This window comes from Flavobacterium sp. N1719 (assembly GCF_025947045.1).
In the GTDB taxonomy this organism is placed as follows: domain Bacteria; phylum Bacteroidota; class Bacteroidia; order Flavobacteriales; family Flavobacteriaceae; genus Flavobacterium; species Flavobacterium stagni.
The window spans coordinates 1,332,908-1,351,634 of sequence record NZ_CP109993.1 but is presented as its reverse complement, the minus strand read 5'-3'; the positions used below and the strand labels follow the sequence as shown (position 1 = coordinate 1,351,634).

Below are 18,727 nucleotides of genomic sequence, written 5' to 3'. Positions count from 1 at the left end.
TTTATTAGTGCATTCGACACGAACATTCGTGATGCTCCTTGATGTAAGCAATAGTTTCTTGACAAAGTTGGTACAAAATTGGCAACTGAATATCTTCTAATTTTTTGATATAAATACACGCTTTACTTTTGGTGAATTTCCCCAATTGCGGCAACAGTTCCTGACTTTTCTCGGTATTAGAATACAAATATAAAGTAATTGCATTTTTACGAGGTGAAAAAGAAAGTACAGGTGCATCGCCTTGGTGTCCGCTTGCATATTGATAATGGTAATTCCCAAACCCGATGATACTTGGCCCCCACATCCGCGGCTCTTCACCGGTCCATTCTTGGAGTATTTTCACCAATTGAAAACTATCTTGACGCTTTTGTTCATTTTCAACAAATGATAGGATAAATTCAGGAACATCTTTCCCCGTGTATGTTGTTTTATTCTGAGCCATCTCAATTAATTAATGGATTACCCAATAATAGATTACTCCCCAAACCCCGAAGAAAAAGAATCCAGGCAAGACTTCTGTTCGCCATTTTTGACGAAACGATTTTTGAATAAACGCAATGTAAAACAGGTAACCAATAAAAAGGACCGCCAGCAGTATAGGAATATAAAGTCGCATCTTGGAAGGATTTAGTAGTATAAAAATACGCGTTTTTATCCAAAATATAAGAACAAAAAACTCCACCTTTTCAGATGGAGTTTTGATGTGGGTCATACGGGAATCGAACCTGTGACTTCTACCCTGTCAAGGTAGCACTCTGAACCGCTGAGTTAATGACCCTTGGTTGAAAACAAAAAACTCCCACATTTCTGAAGGAGTTTTGGTGGGCGATGAGGGGTTCGAACCCCCGACCCCCTCGGTGTAAACGAGGTGCTCTGAACCAGCTGAGCTAATCGCCCGTTAAGGGATGCAATCAATAGCACGTTTTGGATAAAAAAAGCAAGTCTTTCCGACTTGCTTTTTAGTGGGCGATGAGGGGTTCGAACCCCCGACCCCCTCGGTGTAAACGAGGTGCTCTGAACCAGCTGAGCTAATCGCCCGATTAGTGCTTGATTGCGGATGCAAATATAAGACTGTTTTTTGTTTCTGCAAGGAAATTTTTAAAAAAAATCAAAAAAGTTCGGCCACCACAAACGTACTTCCGCCCACATAAATCACGTCATCTGGACGTGCCTGTTCCCTTGCCTTTTGATAAGCATTTGAAACGGAATCATATACCTTTCCCGTCAATCCAAAATCGGAGGCTAACTGACCTAAAACGGAGGCGTCCAAACCTCTTGGAATATTCGGTTTGCAAAAGTAATAAAGGGCATCTTTGGGAAATAAGGGAAGGATTTTCGTCAAATCTTTATCATTGACCACGCCTAATACAATATGTAACCGTTGTTTGGGTTCTTCCATTAATTGTTGTAAAACAATGCGTAATCCATGTTCGTTGTGAGCTGTATCTGCAATAATCTTTGGCTGTTCTCCCAATACTTGCCAGCGGCCTAACAAACCTGTATTGGCAACTACATTTTCAAATCCGGCCTGAATTTGACTTTCTGTAATATCAAAATTGCTCACAGAATTTAATACAGTCAAAGCTTGTTGTACCGTTTTTTTATTGGCTTCTTGACAAGCCCCTTTCAAGGCTGAAGGATAGGTTTGCGTTTGTATGTCGGATGCAAAATAGATCGCACTCTGCGTTTGCGCTGCTTTTGTTTCAAATACCGCCCGCGTTTCAAGAGTATACTCCCCGATTACCACAGGGATACTTGCTTTAACAATACCCGCTTTCTCTCCTGCAATGGCTTCAAGGGTATCTCCAAGAAATTGGGTATGATCCAAACCAATGTTGGTAATCACAGACAACAACGGCGTGATAATATTGGTCGAATCCAATCGGCCACCCATACCCACTTCAATGATGTTGATATCGGTTTGTTCTTTAGCAAAAAACTCAAAGGCGAGTCCGACAGTCATTTCAAAAAAACTCAATTCTTGAGCTTCAAGGAAATTTTTGTGTTGAGCCACAAAATCGACCACAAACGATTCCGGAATCATGGCGCCATTAATTTTAATGCGTTCGCGATAATCCTTCAAGTGGGGCGAGGTATACAAACCTACTTTGTAGCCCGCTTCTTGCAAGACGGAAGCTAAAAAATGGGAGGTTGATCCTTTGCCATTGGTACCTGCAACATGGATGCAACGCAATTGTTTTTCGGGATTTCCCAAATGATTGGCTAAGGCTAACGTATTGGTTAGGTCTTTCTTATAGGCAGATGCGCCGACTTGCTGAAACATGGGCAAGCGATTGAACATCCATTCTACGGTTTCGGTGTAGTTCATTTCTTTTTTGATAACTATTTTTAAGACAAAATAATTTACTAAAAATTTAGTTTAGTATTGTAACTGCTTTTATCTTTAAGGCAAAATTGAGAATAATTCCATTACTAAAAAACTAAAGAAACATCATGAATCTATTTTTTCTTCAAGTTCAAAACGATTCTATCGCGCAAGCTACTGGAGCAGTGGTCCAAAACACGGTAGCTATTAAAGAAATTTCCGTTTTGGAATTTGTAACCAAAGGAGGATTATTTCTAATTCCGATTGCCCTTTTATTATTTTATACCTTATACATCATCATGGAACGCTGGATGTACATCAGCAAGCGCTCCAAAATCGACCCCAATTTAACCCGTGATGTTCGTGAAGCCTTAGGTGAAGGCGAATTAAAACGTGCAGTTGCGTTTACAGAGCGTAGCAATTCGGCTTCAGGATCGGTATTACGCGAAGGGATTTTAACCATTGGTCGCCCCATCGCAGAAATTGAATCGAATATGGAGCGTGCTGCTAATATTGAAGTGGGAGAAATGGAAAAGAAATTGGGCCATTTAGGACTTATTGCAGGTATAGCACCAACGTTAGGATTTATCGGAACCATTTCTGGGGTAATCAAAATCTTTTATAGCATTTCCCAAACGGAAGATATCAGTATCGGAAATATTTCAGGAGGTTTGTATGAAAAGATGATCAGTTCGGGAGCTGGTTTGGTAGTGGGTATCATCGCTTATTCAGCTTATCACTTATTCAACGGGAAAATTGACAGCTTTGTATTGAGCATTCAACGTCAAGTATTAGAATTTGTTAACATAATCCAACGTCCAAATGGTTCGTCGAAATAAACGTTTTCACGCAGAAGTCGCCACCTCTTCGTTGAGCGACATTATGTTCTTTTTGTTATTGTTCTTTTTGATTATTTCTACCTTGGCCAATCCTAACGTGATTAAAATGACGTTGCCCAAGTCAAAAAATAACGAAAAGACCAATAAGCAATTGATTAGTTTGTCTGTCACGGAAGACAAAAAATACTTTTTGGACAAACAGGAAGTTGCCTTTGACCAATTGGAATCGGAATTATTATCGAAAGTAACACCCGGTTCTGAAGAAACGATAGTCGTACGAATTCCTTACAATTTACAAGTACAAGACTTGGTTGATGTTTTACAAATTGGGGTAAAAAACAAATTGAAATTTGTGATTGCTACAAGTAATACGAAATAAAATCATCTTTATAGCAAATAAAAAATCCTGCCGTTGAGCAGGATTTTTTTATGATTATATTCTTTTGAGAATTAAGCCAACATCGTAACTGGATTCTCTAAGAAGGTACGTAAGGTTTGTAAAAACTCAGCTCCAGTGGCTCCGTCTACTGTACGGTGATCACAAGCAAGTGTCACATTCATCGTATGTCCTACCACAATTTGTCCGTCACGCACTACCGGTTTTTGGATAATGGCACCAACCGATAAAATTGCTGAATTGGGTTGGTTGATGATTGAAGTAAATTCTGTGATACCGAACATTCCTAAGTTGGAAACCGTAAATGTACTTCCTTCCATTTCTGAAGGTTGTAATTTTTTATTGCGTGCTTTACCTGCCAAATCTTTCACTGCTGCACCAATTTGAGACAAACTCATTTGGTCGGTAAAACGAACTACAGGAACGACTAATCCATCTTCAACAGCTACGGCTACACCTACATGAACATGATGATTGATGGTAATCGCCTCATCACTCCATTGTGAATTCACTTTCGGATGCTTTTTCAAAGCCATAGCACAAGCTTTGATGACCATATCATTAAAGGATACTTTAGTATCTGGAACTGTATTGATAACACCACGCGATTTCATTGCTTCATCCATAGCTACCTCAATCGTCAAATAGAAATGAGGTGCCGTGAAGATTGACTCGGACAAACGGCGCGCAATGGTTTTACGCATTTGCGAATTTTTGATTTGCTCAGAAAACTCAGATCCTGCTGGAACAAATGGCTTAACTGCTGGAGCAGCGGCTGTTGCTGGAGCAGCAGCTTGAACGGCAGGAGCAGCAGATGGTGCAGCAGTGAAGTTTTCAACATCACTTTTTACAATACGTCCATTCTCCCCAGAACCTTTCACTTGATTCAAATCAATTCCTTTTTCTTTAGCAATTTGACGGGCCAATGGCGAAGCAAACACGCGACCTCCTTCGTTTACAACGGATGTTGTAGCAGCCGTTGCTACTGGAGTTGCTGCAGGAGCTGCCGCGGGTGTTGATTGTGCAGGAGCAGCAACAGGAGCGCCACCAGCTTTTAAAGATTCTGCATACGCTGCAACATCCGTACCCGCAGGTCCGATAATTGCTAAAACGCTATCTACAGGAGCCGATTCTCCTTCTTGAATACCGACATATAATAAAGAACCTGAATGGAAAGATTCAAACTCCATGGTCGCTTTATCGGTCTCAATTTCAGCTAAAATGTCGCCTTCTTTAACAACATCACCTACTTTTTTCAACCAAGTGGCTACCGTACCTGTGGTCATGGTATCACTTAAGCGAGGCATGGTGATGACTTGAATTCCGGCTGGAGCAGCTGTATTAGTTGCATTTGAAGCAGGTACTTCGGCGGCTACAGGAGTGGCTTCAACTGCAACAGCTGGAGCACTTCCGTTTAGCAGTCCGCTAATATCTTCACCGGCTTGACCAATAATGGCTAGAAGTGAATCAACAGGCGCCGATTGTCCTTCTTGAATTCCGATATGTAAAAGCACTCCGGCGTTGAAAGATTCAAACTCCATGGTTGCTTTGTCAGTTTCAATTTCAGCAAGGATATCTCCTTCTTTAATGGTATCACCCACCTTTTTCAACCAAGTGGCCACTGTCCCTTCGGTCATGGTGTCACTCAAGCGGGGCATCGTAATTACTGTTGCCATAATTGCTTATAATTTATGGGGTAAAAATGGATAATTCGGTTCTTCGTAAACCACATCGTATAATTGGTTTACTTCAGGGAATGGCGATTCTTCTGCAAATCGTTCACATTCGTCTACCAAGTTTTTCACACGTTCGTCAATCGCCTCGATTTCTGCATCGGTAGCATAACCGTTCGCTTTGATTACGTCTAAAACCTGAATAATAGGGTCGATTTTTTTGTATTCTTCCACTTCATCTTTTGAACGATACAATTGTGCATCAGACATCGAGTGACCGCGGTAACGGTACGTTTTCATTTCCAAGAATGTAGGTCCGTCACCACGACGCGCACGTTCAATGGCTTCGTGCATGGCTTCTGCTACCTTCACAGGATTCATTCCGTCAACAGGACCACAAGGCATTTCATAGCCTAAACCTAATTTCCATACATCGGTGTGGTTTGCCGTACGCTCTACTGAAGTACCCATAGCATACCCATTATTTTCACAAATAAAAACTACGGGTAATTTCCAATTCATAGCCATGTTGAATGCTTCGTGAAGCGAACCTTGGCGCGCAGCACCGTCACCAAAATAAGTTAAGGTAACACCGCCTGTATTGAAATATTGATCAGCAAATGCCATACCAGCACCCACAGGGATTTGTGCTCCTACAATACCATGTCCTCCATAAAAACCATGTTCTTTGGAGAAAATGTGCATTGAACCACCCATACCTTTGGAAGTACCGGTTACTTTTCCATACAATTCGGCCATAACTTTTCGCGGATCCACACCCATCCCAATCGGCTGAACGTGATTGCGATAAGCGGTAATCATTTTATCTTTGGACAAATCCATTGCGTGCAATGCACCGGCTAAAACCGCTTCCTGTCCGTTATATAAGTGAAGGAAACCTCTAACTTTTTGTTGAATATATACAGCGGCTAGACGGTCCTCGAACTTTCTCCAGAACTGCATATCTTCATACCACTTAAGGTAAACTTCTTTGGTAATTTCTTTCATTGTGACTGAATTACTGCGTTTTACAAATTTTTGATGACCTTCCTTTACGAAAATGAAAATTTCGCCGGTTAATCGGAATGCAAAAATAGAATAATGATTGTAGAAGTAAAAATTTAATGCCTTAAAAATACAGAATTTACAAACTGTTTACAGCAGAAATATCAACTACATCGTTATAGCTTAGAGTGATGTCTTATCGAATGTCAAAGGCAATAAATTGGCAATGGATTGTGATCGATAGACTTCTCCTTTTTCACCCATAAAATAAATTTCAATCGGATCCTCTTGACGAAACTCATATTCTGCAATGGATTGGCGACACGCTCCACAGGGTGGAATAGGTGACAAGGTCGGATTGGTATCCGAGGCTGCACTAATAGCCAATTGCAGAATTTTTGCCTCAGGATACAAAGCACCTGCTTGAAAAATCGCTACCCGTTCTGCACATAATCCAGAGGGATACGCCGCATTTTCTTGATTCGAACCGACAACTACCGCACCATTATCCAAGAGCAAAGCAGCACCCACACGAAAACGAGAATACGGAGCATACGCATTTTTACGTGTTTCAATGGCTTTCTCCATTAATGAAACCACATCTACAGGCAATTGTGCTACCGATTCAAAAACTTCAAATTTTGTTTCAATTTTAATTTCTTTCATTGTGTATAGAGGAAAAAAAATCCAAATTTCAAAAATCGAAATTTGGATATTTATTATTGGTTTTTTTATTTCTAAAAATCATCGTATTTATCACCGAAGTTAAAGGTAAGTGAGAATCGAAGCGTGTTCTCTAACGGGTTTTTCACACGACTTGCCGAAAACAAGTAGGAAACATCGACTTTAACAATATTGTATTTAAAACCTGCCCCAAGAGCAAAGAACTTACGTCCACCTTTGTCTTTACTTTCATTAAAGTACCCTAAACGCATTGCGAAAGAATCCTGATAATTGTACTCCGCGCCTACCGAATAATTCACTTCGCGAAGTTCTTCTGAGAATCCTCCAGGTGCATCTCCGAAAGACTTGAAGATACCCGAAACCCAGTTGATTCTTTTGTATTCTTCGGTAGCCAATTGCATATCAGTTGCATCAATAGTTCCGTCACCATTCATGTCTTTTCCGTTATACGTTCCGTCGTTATAGCCCACTTGTGGAGTGGGGACTAACAATTTAGACACCTCCGCATTTAAAGCCACTTTATTGTATTCGTCTAAGATAAAATCAAATCCTCCACCCAAACGCATATTAGCAGGAATGAAATTCGAATTTAAATCACTTTGATCGTTATCATAACTAATTTTTGGGCCTAAATTCTGGAAATTGAATCCTAAACGGTAACGTCCGTTGAAATCTTCTAAGGCAAACTCTTCCGATTGAAAGTAACCCGCCACGTCAAAAGCAAAGGTATTCGCTGCTTTCGCATCGGTATTTACATCGGCAAGTTTTAAATTGGAACGAATGTATCGCCCAGCGACTGCCATACTAAAATGATCACTCAAACGCAAGGAATACGAACCATCCAATGCCAATTCGTTGGGCTTTACCACATTGGCCGGATCATCAAAACTTTGACGCAACTCAATTTCTCCCAAGCTGAAGAAACGCAAACTACCAGCAAAAGCACTTCGTTCATTAAAGCGATTGTAATAGGTAACCTGACCTAGCGAAATATCATTTACTAACTGCGTTAAATAGGGGGTATAATTCAGCGAGAAACCTTGCTTTTCTACAGCGAAAGCAAATTTTGCTGGATTCCATTGTTGCGAATAGGCATCTGCCGTAGTAGCCACACCTTGGTCGCCCATACTGGCTGCACGCGCATCGGCTGCAATCATTAAAAACGGAACTCCGGTGGTAATCACCCTTTGTTGTGCGGTAATCGTAGCGCTTACACCGAGTAAACTAAGCACCCAAAAGATCTTCTTCATCTTTGCAATTTAAAAAGTTAACAAATATAGTATTTTTTATAGTATAACCAATTTTTCAATTTTTTCTGCGGTATTTCCATTTACCGTTGAGCGTACCTTTAGTTTATAAACATACACTCCTTTCCCAATTTTACTACCAAAATCATCCAGTCCATCCCATTTAATTTCTCGAGAAAGAAACCCGTCAGTCGTTACGGTTTGATTAATGGTTTTAACAATTTTTCCCGTTACCGTAAAAATCTGGACTTGTACTTCCAACGGTTCTAATGGACGGTTATGATTGAACCAAAATTCGGTATAATTCACAAAAGGATTGGGATAATTCAACACATTGGTTAACGTAATTCCATTTCCATCTGCCACTACAAAATGTATCTCAGCGGTTACTGGATTATTATACACATCCCAGGCTTTGAAAGTAATCGTATGAAAGCCTTTCGCTAAATCACGGAATGGGAATCGAATTTTTCCTTTGGTATAATCATTTAATTGTGTTTCATAATAATCATTCAATACATACGGATTAGTTTCATCCCCATCCAAAATAGCCACAATATCATGCCCAATTCCGCTCGCTGTATTAATTCCGTGTTCATCTTCTAAAAAAGCCAAGAAATAAGGTGACGCATTGGTAATTCCGCCATCCACAAAACTTTCATCGTTCATGTACAGGCGCACTCGAGGGCCCACATTGTCCACTTCTGCTGCCGTATTTACTCCGCCGACACGAATATCAAAGCTATAGCCGGTATGATCTTGATTGACATTATTTTCTTTGGAATAAAAACTCACCCTTCCATTGCCGATAGGAATTCGAATATCCCGAGGAACCACAAAATTCACATCAAATTGTCCATTGACAACCGACACATTGCCTCTAAAAATAGTTTCTCCCAAATTCGAGAAAGTAAGTGGCGTACTGAATCCGTCGTTATTTAACACATCTTTGGTGTAGGGTTTATCAAATACATTGATGGCCAACTCTCCATTATAATTCGACTGAAGCACTCCGCTCTCATTCTGCACTTCGCCACTCAATTTCACGACACCCAACGCTTTTAAATCGTCGGTAGGTTGAGAAATAGGGACATCATTTATTTTGGTCAACACTATTTTTGGCTTAGCAATGGCCAATTTTAAAGCGGGATCCCCAAGATAAAAAACGACTCGGGTTGCCGAGTTATTATTGGACATGGCTTTAGCCTGACGCATGGATTCGGCGATGGACCAATACGAGTTAGAACCGTAGGCAAATAATTTAGATGACAAATTATCATTAAAATTTTCTGCTTGAAATTGACCAATAGAACGAATGGTTGTGATTAATGAAATTGCGCCTCCTTTGGGATTCCAATACGTATATTCTCCTGCTGTAGGACGTTGAGGGTTATCGAATCGGGAAAATTCACAAGTAATCGTGATAAACAGTGGGTATCGATAACGATTCATATAATCATAACCGTCAAATTTGTCCCAAAGCCGTTCTGCGGTAAGTCCATCTTCTCCTCCATGCCCTAAATAATTAAAGACTAGGGCGCCTTTTTCAAAAGCATTATTTAAATCCAATTTTGCCTGTGGATAACGATCACCTCCAGCTGTTGTTTGCTGCACATACGAATCCATGAAGATTTTCTTATAATTGATAAAAGCCTTTTGGGTGTAAATTTCATCCGTTAGCTCATTTTGTCTTACTTGCAAACTGGCATCCGGATCTTTATCGGCATCATCGGAAATGGACACGTAATTATTGCGCCAACTTCCAAATGATTTTTCGTCATGGTACTCGATGACCTTATTCACCATTTCAGCGGCTTGCTGCGGGGTGGAAACCAACATTCGCCCGACAGCAATATCAGCAGCAAATCCATAAATAGGATCTCCTTCAGTATCATCCATTAAGGCAAAAAAGTCATCTGAAGCAAAGGAAGTTTCTCCAGAATAATAACTATTTACCGCGTGATAAATAGGAACGATATTCGTATTGTTCGCAATTCTGTTTTTGAAATCGTAAGAGGCATCGCCGAATAAATTCAAATATTTCACTCGGTTTGTGGGTGAAGAGGCATTGTAATATATGTATCGCATCATATTACGAATAGCCCCGATATCTTGTTTACCGCCACTAAACTCTTGATATATCATCGGCAAAGTCACTACACGAACTGTATAATTACTGTAGGAACGATGAAATTCGGCCAATTGATCCGCCTGCGTTTTTAAAAAATCAGGAGTTACAATGACATAATCGACATCTTCAAAATCACCATTGGCATCTTTTAACAAAGTTCCTTTTAAATCTTGATTGGCAACTGAAGTATCCGATTCTTTAAGTGGAGTAAACACATCGGAGTCCACAACGGTGATGAAGCGTCGTTCTGTACCTAAATTAACTTTAAAATTAAGCGATGCAGCCGTATTCACAATACCTGAAACATTGTAAATATCGGTAATGTCCCAAACCTGCTGAATGCCCGCTGCATTTGTAATTTGATATTCTCCTATTCCGTTTGTAAAAGCCGCATTGGCATCATAAAAACGGTATTGCTTTCCAGTGCCTGTTAAATTCGACTTCGTCTTAATTATTATATAATCAAGAAACGCTTTGGCTGTAGGCACACCTTGGTTATCGTATTCCAATTTTACCGTATAATTCTGTGAGGTTGGAATATTTGAATTCAAATAACTGTGTGATGCTTCAGTACCCGCATTGGGGATAACTGCTGAAAGAAGTACAGTTCCCGTTGTTTGACCATTTACTGAGACTTTAAAATTGGAGTCGGCAAATGAATTGGCACCTACATGCACGGTAATTCGGGAAGTAGCTGTATTTACTGCATTCGGAAAAGCAAAAGTAAATTCCTGACTTGTAGTTGTAGCAAAACTTTCTCCAAACCATAGCCTTCCTAGTTTTCCTATGTTTGTTAAGTCAACTTCATGAAACTGATAGTCATCAAAAGTTGTAAATGTTTGCGTAGGAGCACCTGAAGGTTGCGTCATCGATTGAATACGCTTTCCAGCATCAGCGGCGACCGTCACATAGTAAAAGGATTTGTCTGCATAGAGATTGAGGTGGGTTTCGTTTTCATCACTCCAATTATCCATACCTTCACAATACATTAAAATATAATCCGAATCATTAAAAACACCATCGTCTTCACCTACCACTTGGATTGCATTTTCTTCCAAATCGAAAGGGTAATTTTCTTGATTGGACAAGGGAACCATTCGGCCGCCATTCCCATAGACTTTTAATTTACGGGGATCGATTCCATTGGTCGTAATGCCAATACTATTTAAAAAACTCTTGGAAAGTTTATAAACTCCCGATTTTTCAACATAAAAACGTTTAAAGGTTCCGGTTGCCAAAACGGATTGCGAAACTGTTGGAACAGTATTTAAAATATTGGGATTACTTTTTGCAGATGTTACAACTTGATAGGTAAATCCGGTTAATTTTTGAAAACCTCCTGCTACTTTTATGATAGGCGCAATGGAAACTTCAGCAATAGGTTGCTCCCGGTTTTTGTAAGCATACACCTTTAAATCATGATTGTCTAAAATCTTAGAAATATCCAATTGCCCCAATTCTTGTGTAGTTACTGGGGAATAGGTCAGCCCCTGTAATTGCACATCACTTTGTTGAATATTGGCTACATCAAAAATTTTGAAGGAATACCGAACCGAACGTGATGGCACATCATATCGAAATCCTTCATTTATTACACTCGGGATTATAAATTCTGTCAATCCTTGTGAATAGGTGCGTTTCGAACTCCAATTCAAAGCGATTGTCTTTTGAATTTGAGCCGAAATACTCACAGAAAATAATAAAATGAAAAGTATAGCAATTTTTTTCATCAACCTTAAAACGCTTCTATTGACAATATATTTTGTGTGTGTAAAATTAATTTTTTTAAATGGTATACAATAAGGATATTAACCTTTCGTTTACATAGTGAGGAACAAAAAATTGATATTATTAAAAAAGTTGTTGCAATGTCAAGGTTAATTCTTATATTGCGCCACTAAAATTAATTACCTACTAACGAGTATGAAAGTAAACAAATTTATGGCAATGCGATGGTTTTTTGCGGTAATTTTGCTGGCCGGACTCTCTAGTTGTAGCAAAAAATCGAGCTCTAATACAGGTTCGAAAGCTACCGGCTGGAAGATTAACGACAAAAAAGGAGGATTTCAATATGCCTCTAAATTCAAAAAACAAGAAACCGGTCCTGGATTGGTTTTAGTTGAAGGAGGTACCTTTACCATGGGTAAAGTCGCTGATGATCCTATGCACGACTGGAACAACACCCCAAATCAACAGCACGTGCAATCGTTCTACATGGATGAAACTGAAGTAACGAATTTGATGTACATGGAGTACTTAGATTGGTTAAAGCGTGTTTTCCCCCCAGAAGAAGAAAATTACAAAAACATTTACGAAGGTGCAATTCCAGATACTTTAGTTTGGAGAGATCGTTTAGGATATAACGAAACGATGACCAATAACTATTTGCGTCACCCGGCTTATGCTGAATACCCTGTAGTAGGTGTTAACTGGATTCAAGCTACTGAATTTGCAAAATGGAGAACCAATCGTGTAAACGAGGCCGTTTTGGAAAGAGAAGGATACTTGAAAAAAGATGCTAAAGTAACTGAAGCAAAAGCGGATGCTACTTTCGATACTGAAACCTACCTTGCTGCACCAACCAAAACTTTTGGTGGTAACGAAGAAGTGGTTTTAAAAGGACGAAGAGGTTCTAAAGCGAAAGCAACTACAACCAATTCAAAAGGTGAAACTCAAGAAGCTAAAAATGTGTATGCACAACGTACTTCTGGTTTAATTTTACCCGAATACCGTTTACCTACGGAAGCGGAATGGGAATATGCTGCAGCCGCTGATATCGGACAACGTGAATACAACATTTACAAAGGACAAAAGAAATATCCTTGGTCTGGTGGTTACACTCGTTCTAACAAACGTCAGATTCGTGGTGACCAATTGGCTAACTTCAAACAAGGTAAAGGAGATTACGGTGGATTAGCAGGATGGTCTGATGATGGTGCTGATATCACTAATAAAGTTAAATCGTATCCTCCGAATGACTTTGGTCTTTATGACATGGCTGGTAACGTAGCCGAATGGGTTGCTGACGTTTACCGTCCTATCGTTGATGATGAAGCGAATGACTTTAACTACTATCGTGGTAACGTGTATACCAAAAACAAAATTGGTGAAGACGGTAAAGTAGAATTGGTAACAGCTGAAACGCAAAAGTTTGACACAATGCCAAACGGTAAAGTAATATCAAGAAACTTTATTGGTCAGATTGCACAAGTTCCAGTAGATGATAAAGAAACGTATTTACGCCAAAACTTCGATAAAAGTGACCATAGAAACTACCGTGATGGTGATAAACAATCTACACGTTATTTTGATTTTGGATCTGAAGGAGGTGCTGAAGCCAAATTAAAAGATGATCAAAGAATGTACGATTCTCCAAAACACAACGTAAGCGTTGACTCTATTGGAAACATGATTCGTAAATTCGACCGTTCTAACAAACGTACTACATTAATTAATGACGATGTACGTGTTTACAAAGGCGGTTCTTGGAGAGATAGAGCGTATTGGTTAGATCCAGCTCAAAGACGCTATTTCCCTCAAGACATGGCAACTGATTACATCGGTTTCCGTTGTGCGATGTCGAGAGTAGGTCCGAAATCAGATCACAAAAAGACTGCACGTAATAAAAGATAATTTATTATTTCAATACAGAAAAGCCCTAATTTTTTAGGGCTTTTTTTATATCTTGTCACTATGAATATGGACACCATTTACCAAGCTTTTTTAAGCTGTAAGACGATTTGTACAGACACACGAACTATTAGTGAAAACTGTTTATTTGTAGCTTTAAAAGGCGAACGATTTGATGCCAATACCTTTGCAAAAGAGGCACTTGAAAAAGGAGCAAGATATGTCATAATAGATAATCCTGAATACCAAATTGACAATCGAACTATACTTGTTGAAAACAGTCTTGATACACTTCAAAAACTAGCGCAACACCACCGTCGTCAATTGGGTTTACCTATCATCGCTCTAACGGGGAGTAATGGTAAAACAACAACTAAAGAATTAATAAACGCTGTTCTATCCAAGAAGTTTAAAACAGTCGCTACAATTGGCAATTTAAATAACCATATTGGTGTACCTCTAACGCTTTTAAGTTTTACAAAAGAAACTGAAATGGGAATAGTAGAAATGGGCGCCAACCATCAAAAAGAAATTGAATTTCTTTGCTCAATTGCTGAACCCGATTTTGGATATATCACTAATTTCGGCAAGGCTCACTTGGAAGGATTTGGAGGTGTAGACGGTGTAATCAAAGGTAAAAGCGAAATGTTTAGCTATTTATTCGCTAACAGTAAAATGGCTTTTATCAATAATGATGATCCTATCCAAGTACAAAAATCTGCCGGTTTTCATCACTACTGTTTTAGTTTGCAAAACAATGAGGCTTCTGTTCAATTTACAGAGATCAAAGCAAATCCCTTTGTGACACTTTCCTTTCAGAATATAAAAATACAATCGCACTTAATTGGGTTATATAATGCTACAAATATTTGCGCAGCCATTACCATTGGTCATTATTTCAACATTTCGTCAAAAGATTTGAAAGACGCTATTGAAGGGTATATTCCAACCAATAACCGCTCCCAAATTGTTAAAAAAAACGGTCATGAAATCCTATTAGATGCTTATAATGCCAATCCCAGTAGTATGAAATTGGCCTTAGAAAATTTCATGCAACTCGATACAACACCGAAAATGGCCATTTTAGGGGATATGTTTGAATTGGGTGCAAACAGTGTTGACGAACATAAAAGTATTGTTGATTTAGTTCCTGAAATCGAAAATTTTACTTGTTATTTTATTGGCAAATGGTTTAATACAGTTGCGAAAGCCCAAAAAAACCTTCACTTTTATCCCGATTTCGAATCTTTTCAATCAAGTTTTACTGTGACAAATCCAAGCCTACTTCTAATTAAAGGCAGTCGTGGTATGGCATTAGAACGAACGTTAGAATTACTCTAGAATTTAGAATCTAACATTCATAATTTAAAATTCATAATTATCATAGCGTGTCCCTCCGGGTCGGGCTATCCGTTGCAAGTCCGCGCTCCGTTGCACTGCGCTGTGGGCTTTCCACTACTATCCCTCACGCGGGTGAGTGCGTTTATCAACATTTTTTTAACCTGCTAATGAGCAGGTGCTACGAATCATTTATCATTTATAATTCATAATTCATTCCGCCGCACGGATAAAAAAAATGAGGCCCTTCAAATTGAAGGGCCTCACTAAAAGAAGGCGGCGACATACTCTCCCACAGTTATGCAGTACCATCTGCGCAGTCGGGCTTAACTTCTCTGTTCGGAATGGGAAGAGGTGAGCCCCGACGCAATAACCACCTTAAGTTGTGGCTTTGAGCTAATCGGATTAGCTAAAGCGCGTATTGCTACGCTTATATTTTAACATACTAAGATAAGATAAAAGAACAAAGCTGACCCGTCCCGATTGCTCGGGACGGTATCGATACATAAGCTTACGGGTTATTAGTACTACTCGGCTATGACATTACTGCCTTTACACCTATAGCCTATCAACGTGGTCATCTTCCACGACCCTTAAAAGAAATCTCATCTTGTGGTGGGTTTCGCGCTTATATGCTTTCAGCGCTTATCCCTTCCCGACGTAGCTACTCTGCGGTGCCCCTGGCGAGACAACAGATACACTAGAGGTCAGTCCAATTCGGTCCTCTCGTACTAGAATCAGATCCACTCAAATTTCTAACGCCCGCAGTAGATAGAGACCGAACTGTCTCACGACGTTCTGAACCCAGCTCGCGTGCCACTTTAATGGGCGAACAGCCCAACCCTTGGGACCTTCTCCAGCCCCAGGATGTGACGAGCCGACATCGAGGTGCCAAACCCCCCCGTCGATATGAGCTCTTGGGGGAGATCAGCCTGTTATCCCCGGCGTACCTTTTATCCTTTGAGCGATGGCCCTTCCATGCGGAACCACCGGATCACTATGCTCTACTTTCGTACCTGATCGACCTGTATGTCTCTCAGTCAAGCTCCCTTATGCCATTGCACTCTACGCACGGTTACCAAGCGTGCTGAGGGAACCTTTAGAAGCCTCCGTTACTCTTTTGGAGGCGACCACCCCAGTCAAACTACCCACCAAGCAATGTCCCCCGCAATACGGGGTTAGGCCTCAGATAAGCAAAGGGTGGTATTTCAACAATGACTCCCCGAATCCTGGCGAACCCGGTTCATAGTCTCCCACCTATCCTACACATCACTTATCCAAGGTCAATACTAAGCTATAGTAAAGGTGCACAGGGTCTTTTCGTCCCACTGCGGGTAATCGGCATCTTCACCGATACTACAATTTCACCGAGCTCATGGCTGAGACAGTGTCCAGATCGTTACACCATTCGTGCAGGTCGGAACTTACCCGACAAGGAATTTCGCTACCTTAGGACCGTTATAGTTACGGCCGCCGTTTACTGGGGCTTCAATTCAATGCTTCTCCGAAGATAACATCTCCTCTTAACCTTCCAGCACCGGGCAGGTGTCAGGCCCTATACTTCATCTTACGATTTTGCAGAGCCCTGTGTTTTTGATAAACAGTCGCCTGGACCTTTTTACTGCGGCCAGCATTGCTGCTGGCGACCTTTCTCCCGAAGTTACAGGTCTATTTTGCCTAATTCCTTAGCCATGAATCTCTCGAGCACCTTAGGATTCTCTCCTCGACTACCTGTGTCGGTTTACGGTACGGGTACTTATAATCTAAGTTTAGAGGTTTTTCTTGGAAGCCCTTAGGTACACTATCACTTTGTCCGAAGACGCCGTGTACTATCGTATTTCACCAGTCCCTGCGCATTTAACTACAAGGCCTTTAGTTACGTACTTTAACCAACTATTCCGTCAGTTGGCGGTACTTTCATCACTCCGTCACCCCATCACAATTATAAGTAGTACGGGAATATTAACCCGTTATCCATCGACTACTCCTTTCGGATTCGCCTTAGGCCCCGACTAACCCTCAGCTGATTAGCATAGCTGAGGAAACCTTAGTCTTACGGTGTGCGGGTTTCTCGCCCGCATTATCGTTACTTATGCCTACATTTTCTTTTCTAACCAGTCCAGCATAGCTCACGCTACACCTTCGGCCCTGTTAGAATGCTCCCCTACCACAGAATATTCTGTCCATAGCTTCGGTAGTATACTTATGCCCGATTATTATCCATGCTCGTCCGCTCGACTAGTGAGCTGTTACGCACTCTTTAAATGAATGGCTGCTTCCAAGCCAACATCCTAGCTGTCAATGCAGACAAACCGCGTTTGTTCAACTTAGCATACATTTGGGGACCTTAGCTGATGGTCTGGGTTCTTTCCCTCTCGGACATGGACCTTAGCACCCATGCCCTCACTGCTGATTATATTATATAGCATTCGGAGTTTGTCAGGAATTGGTAGGCGGTGAAGCCCCCGCATCCAATCAGTAGCTCTACCTCTATATAACTCAACATCAGCGCTGCACCTAAATGCATTTCGGGGAGTACGAGCTATTTCCGAGTTTGATTGGCCTTTCACCCCTACCCACAGGTCATCCGAAGACTTTTCAACGTCAACCGGTTCGGACCTCCACTATGTGTTACCACAGCTTCATCCTGCCCATGGGTAGATCACACGGTTTCGCGTCTACCACTACTGACTCAAGCGCCCTATTCAGACTCGCTTTCGCTACGGATCCATACCTGAAGTACTTATCCTTGCCAGCAACGGTAACTCGTAGGCTCATTATGCAAAAGGCACGCCGTCACCCCTCTAAAGGGCTCCGACCGCTTGTAAGCGTATGGTTTCAGGTTCTATTTCACTCCGTTATTCACGGTTCTTTTCACCTTTCCTTCACAGTACTGGTTCACTATCGGTCTCTCAGGAGTATTTAGCCTTACCGGATGGTCCCGGCAAATTCAGACAGGGTTTCACGTGCCCCGCCCTACTCAGGATACCACTATCAATAACTTCCCTTACCTGTACAGGACTATCACCTTGTATCGTCTACCTTTCCAGGTAGTTCCAGTTCAGTTAGCATCAAATCTCGTGGTCCTACAACCCCAAAATTGCCGTAACAACTTTGGTTTGGGCTCCTACGCTTTCGCTCGCCACTACTCACGCAATCACTATTGTTTTCTTCTCCTCCGCCTACTTAGATGTTTCAGTTCAGCGGGTTCGCCCTCCTATCGGAGTAATACATCTTCAATGTATTGGGTTGCCCCATTCGGATATCTGCGGATCAACTCGTGTGTGCCAATCCCCGCAGCTTTTCGCAGCTTATCACGTCCTTCATCGCCTCTGAGAGCCTAGGCATCCCCCATACGCCCTTATTTTGCTTATGTATGTTGGTGCTTACTATAATTAGCAAGCGCCTGTGCTTTCTACTTTGTTTGTATTTTATCTTATCCCAATATGTCAATGAA

11 protein-coding genes, 3 tRNA genes and 2 rRNA genes are annotated in these 18,727 nt (G+C 40.9%); 4 read left to right on the top strand and 12 right to left on the bottom strand.

Features of this window, described 5'->3' with window-relative positions; genetic code table 11:
* Positions 1-4: 4 nt before the first annotated feature.
* The 5 genes from OLM45_RS05630 to OLM45_RS05610 all read right to left on the bottom strand — a co-directional run bounded on the left by OLM45_RS05630 (position 5) and on the right by OLM45_RS05610 (position 2,329).
* Positions 5-442 carry a DUF1801 domain-containing protein gene (locus OLM45_RS05630; RefSeq protein ID WP_129462006.1) on the bottom strand — a complete coding sequence of 146 codons (438 nt, stop codon included), beginning with the start codon at positions 440-442 and terminating at the stop codon, positions 5-7.
* Positions 443-704: 262 nt separating this feature from the next.
* Positions 705-778, bottom strand: a tRNA-Val gene (locus OLM45_RS05625).
* 41 nt (positions 779-819) lie between these two features.
* A tRNA-Val gene (locus OLM45_RS05620) sits at positions 820-897 on the bottom strand.
* Positions 898-963: 66 nt separating this feature from the next.
* Positions 964-1,038 (bottom strand) — tRNA-Val (locus OLM45_RS05615).
* Between the two features lie 70 nt (positions 1,039-1,108).
* Positions 1,109-2,329: a bifunctional folylpolyglutamate synthase/dihydrofolate synthase gene (locus tag OLM45_RS05610; protein WP_264512657.1), complete on the bottom strand. Its 1,221-nt coding sequence runs from the start codon at positions 2,327-2,329 to the stop codon at positions 1,109-1,111.
* 125 nt (positions 2,330-2,454) lie between these two features.
* On the opposite strand from OLM45_RS05610, the gene OLM45_RS05605 reads away from it, so the two are divergent.
* Positions 2,455-3,165, top strand: a complete 711-nt coding sequence (locus OLM45_RS05605) for a MotA/TolQ/ExbB proton channel family protein (protein WP_264512655.1) — start codon at positions 2,455-2,457, stop codon at positions 3,163-3,165.
* Entirely contained in the window at positions 3,149-3,544 is a 396-nt protein-coding gene (locus OLM45_RS05600; RefSeq protein WP_129462009.1) for an ExbD/TolR family protein, read from the top strand. Before OLM45_RS05605 ends, OLM45_RS05600 begins: the two co-directional genes overlap by 17 nt.
* 71 nt (positions 3,545-3,615) lie before the next feature.
* Here the strand turns inward: OLM45_RS05600 and OLM45_RS05595 are convergent, their stop codons facing one another.
* The 5 genes from OLM45_RS05595 to porU all read right to left on the bottom strand — a co-directional run bounded on the left by OLM45_RS05595 (position 3,616) and on the right by porU (position 12,032).
* Positions 3,616-5,238 carry a pyruvate dehydrogenase complex dihydrolipoamide acetyltransferase gene (locus OLM45_RS05595; protein ID WP_264512653.1) on the bottom strand — a complete coding sequence of 541 codons (1,623 nt, stop codon included), beginning with the start codon at positions 5,236-5,238 and terminating at the stop codon, positions 3,616-3,618.
* A 6-nt stretch (positions 5,239-5,244) separates the two neighbouring features.
* The gene (gene pdhA / locus OLM45_RS05590) at positions 5,245-6,243 is read right to left on the bottom strand and encodes a pyruvate dehydrogenase (acetyl-transferring) E1 component subunit alpha (RefSeq protein ID WP_129462011.1); all 999 of its coding nucleotides are present in this window, start codon (positions 6,241-6,243) and stop codon (positions 5,245-5,247) included.
* A 180-nt stretch (positions 6,244-6,423) separates the two neighbouring features.
* Positions 6,424-6,906, bottom strand: coding sequence for a cytidine deaminase (cdd, locus tag OLM45_RS05585; RefSeq protein WP_264512651.1), 483 nt, complete (start codon positions 6,904-6,906; stop codon positions 6,424-6,426).
* 71 nt (positions 6,907-6,977) lie between these two features.
* Complete coding sequence (gene porV / locus OLM45_RS05580) at positions 6,978-8,174, bottom strand: type IX secretion system outer membrane channel protein PorV (RefSeq protein ID WP_264512649.1); 1,197 nt, start codon at positions 8,172-8,174, stop codon at positions 6,978-6,980.
* Positions 8,175-8,210: 36 nt separating this feature from the next.
* Positions 8,211-12,032, bottom strand: a complete 3,822-nt coding sequence (gene porU, locus OLM45_RS05575) for a type IX secretion system sortase PorU (RefSeq protein WP_264512647.1) — start codon at positions 12,030-12,032, stop codon at positions 8,211-8,213.
* A 193-nt stretch (positions 12,033-12,225) separates the two neighbouring features.
* Between porU and gldJ the strand changes: the two genes are divergently transcribed.
* Positions 12,226-13,935 carry a gliding motility lipoprotein GldJ gene (gene gldJ, locus OLM45_RS05570; protein ID WP_264512645.1) on the top strand — a complete coding sequence of 570 codons (1,710 nt, stop codon included), beginning with the start codon at positions 12,226-12,228 and terminating at the stop codon, positions 13,933-13,935.
* 60 nt (positions 13,936-13,995) lie between these two features.
* On the top strand, positions 13,996-15,273 hold the full coding sequence (locus tag OLM45_RS05565) for a UDP-N-acetylmuramoyl-tripeptide--D-alanyl-D-alanine ligase (RefSeq protein ID WP_264512643.1): 1,278 nt from the start codon (positions 13,996-13,998) through the stop codon (positions 15,271-15,273).
* 268 nt (positions 15,274-15,541) lie between these two features.
* Here OLM45_RS05565 and rrf read toward each other — a convergent pair.
* Both rrf and OLM45_RS05555 read right to left on the bottom strand, forming a co-directional pair.
* Positions 15,542-15,651 (bottom strand): 5S ribosomal RNA (gene rrf / locus OLM45_RS05560).
* 120 nt (positions 15,652-15,771) lie between these two features.
* Positions 15,772-18,646: ribosomal RNA gene (locus OLM45_RS05555) — 23S ribosomal RNA — on the bottom strand.
* Between the last annotated feature and the right edge of the window lie 81 nt (positions 18,647-18,727).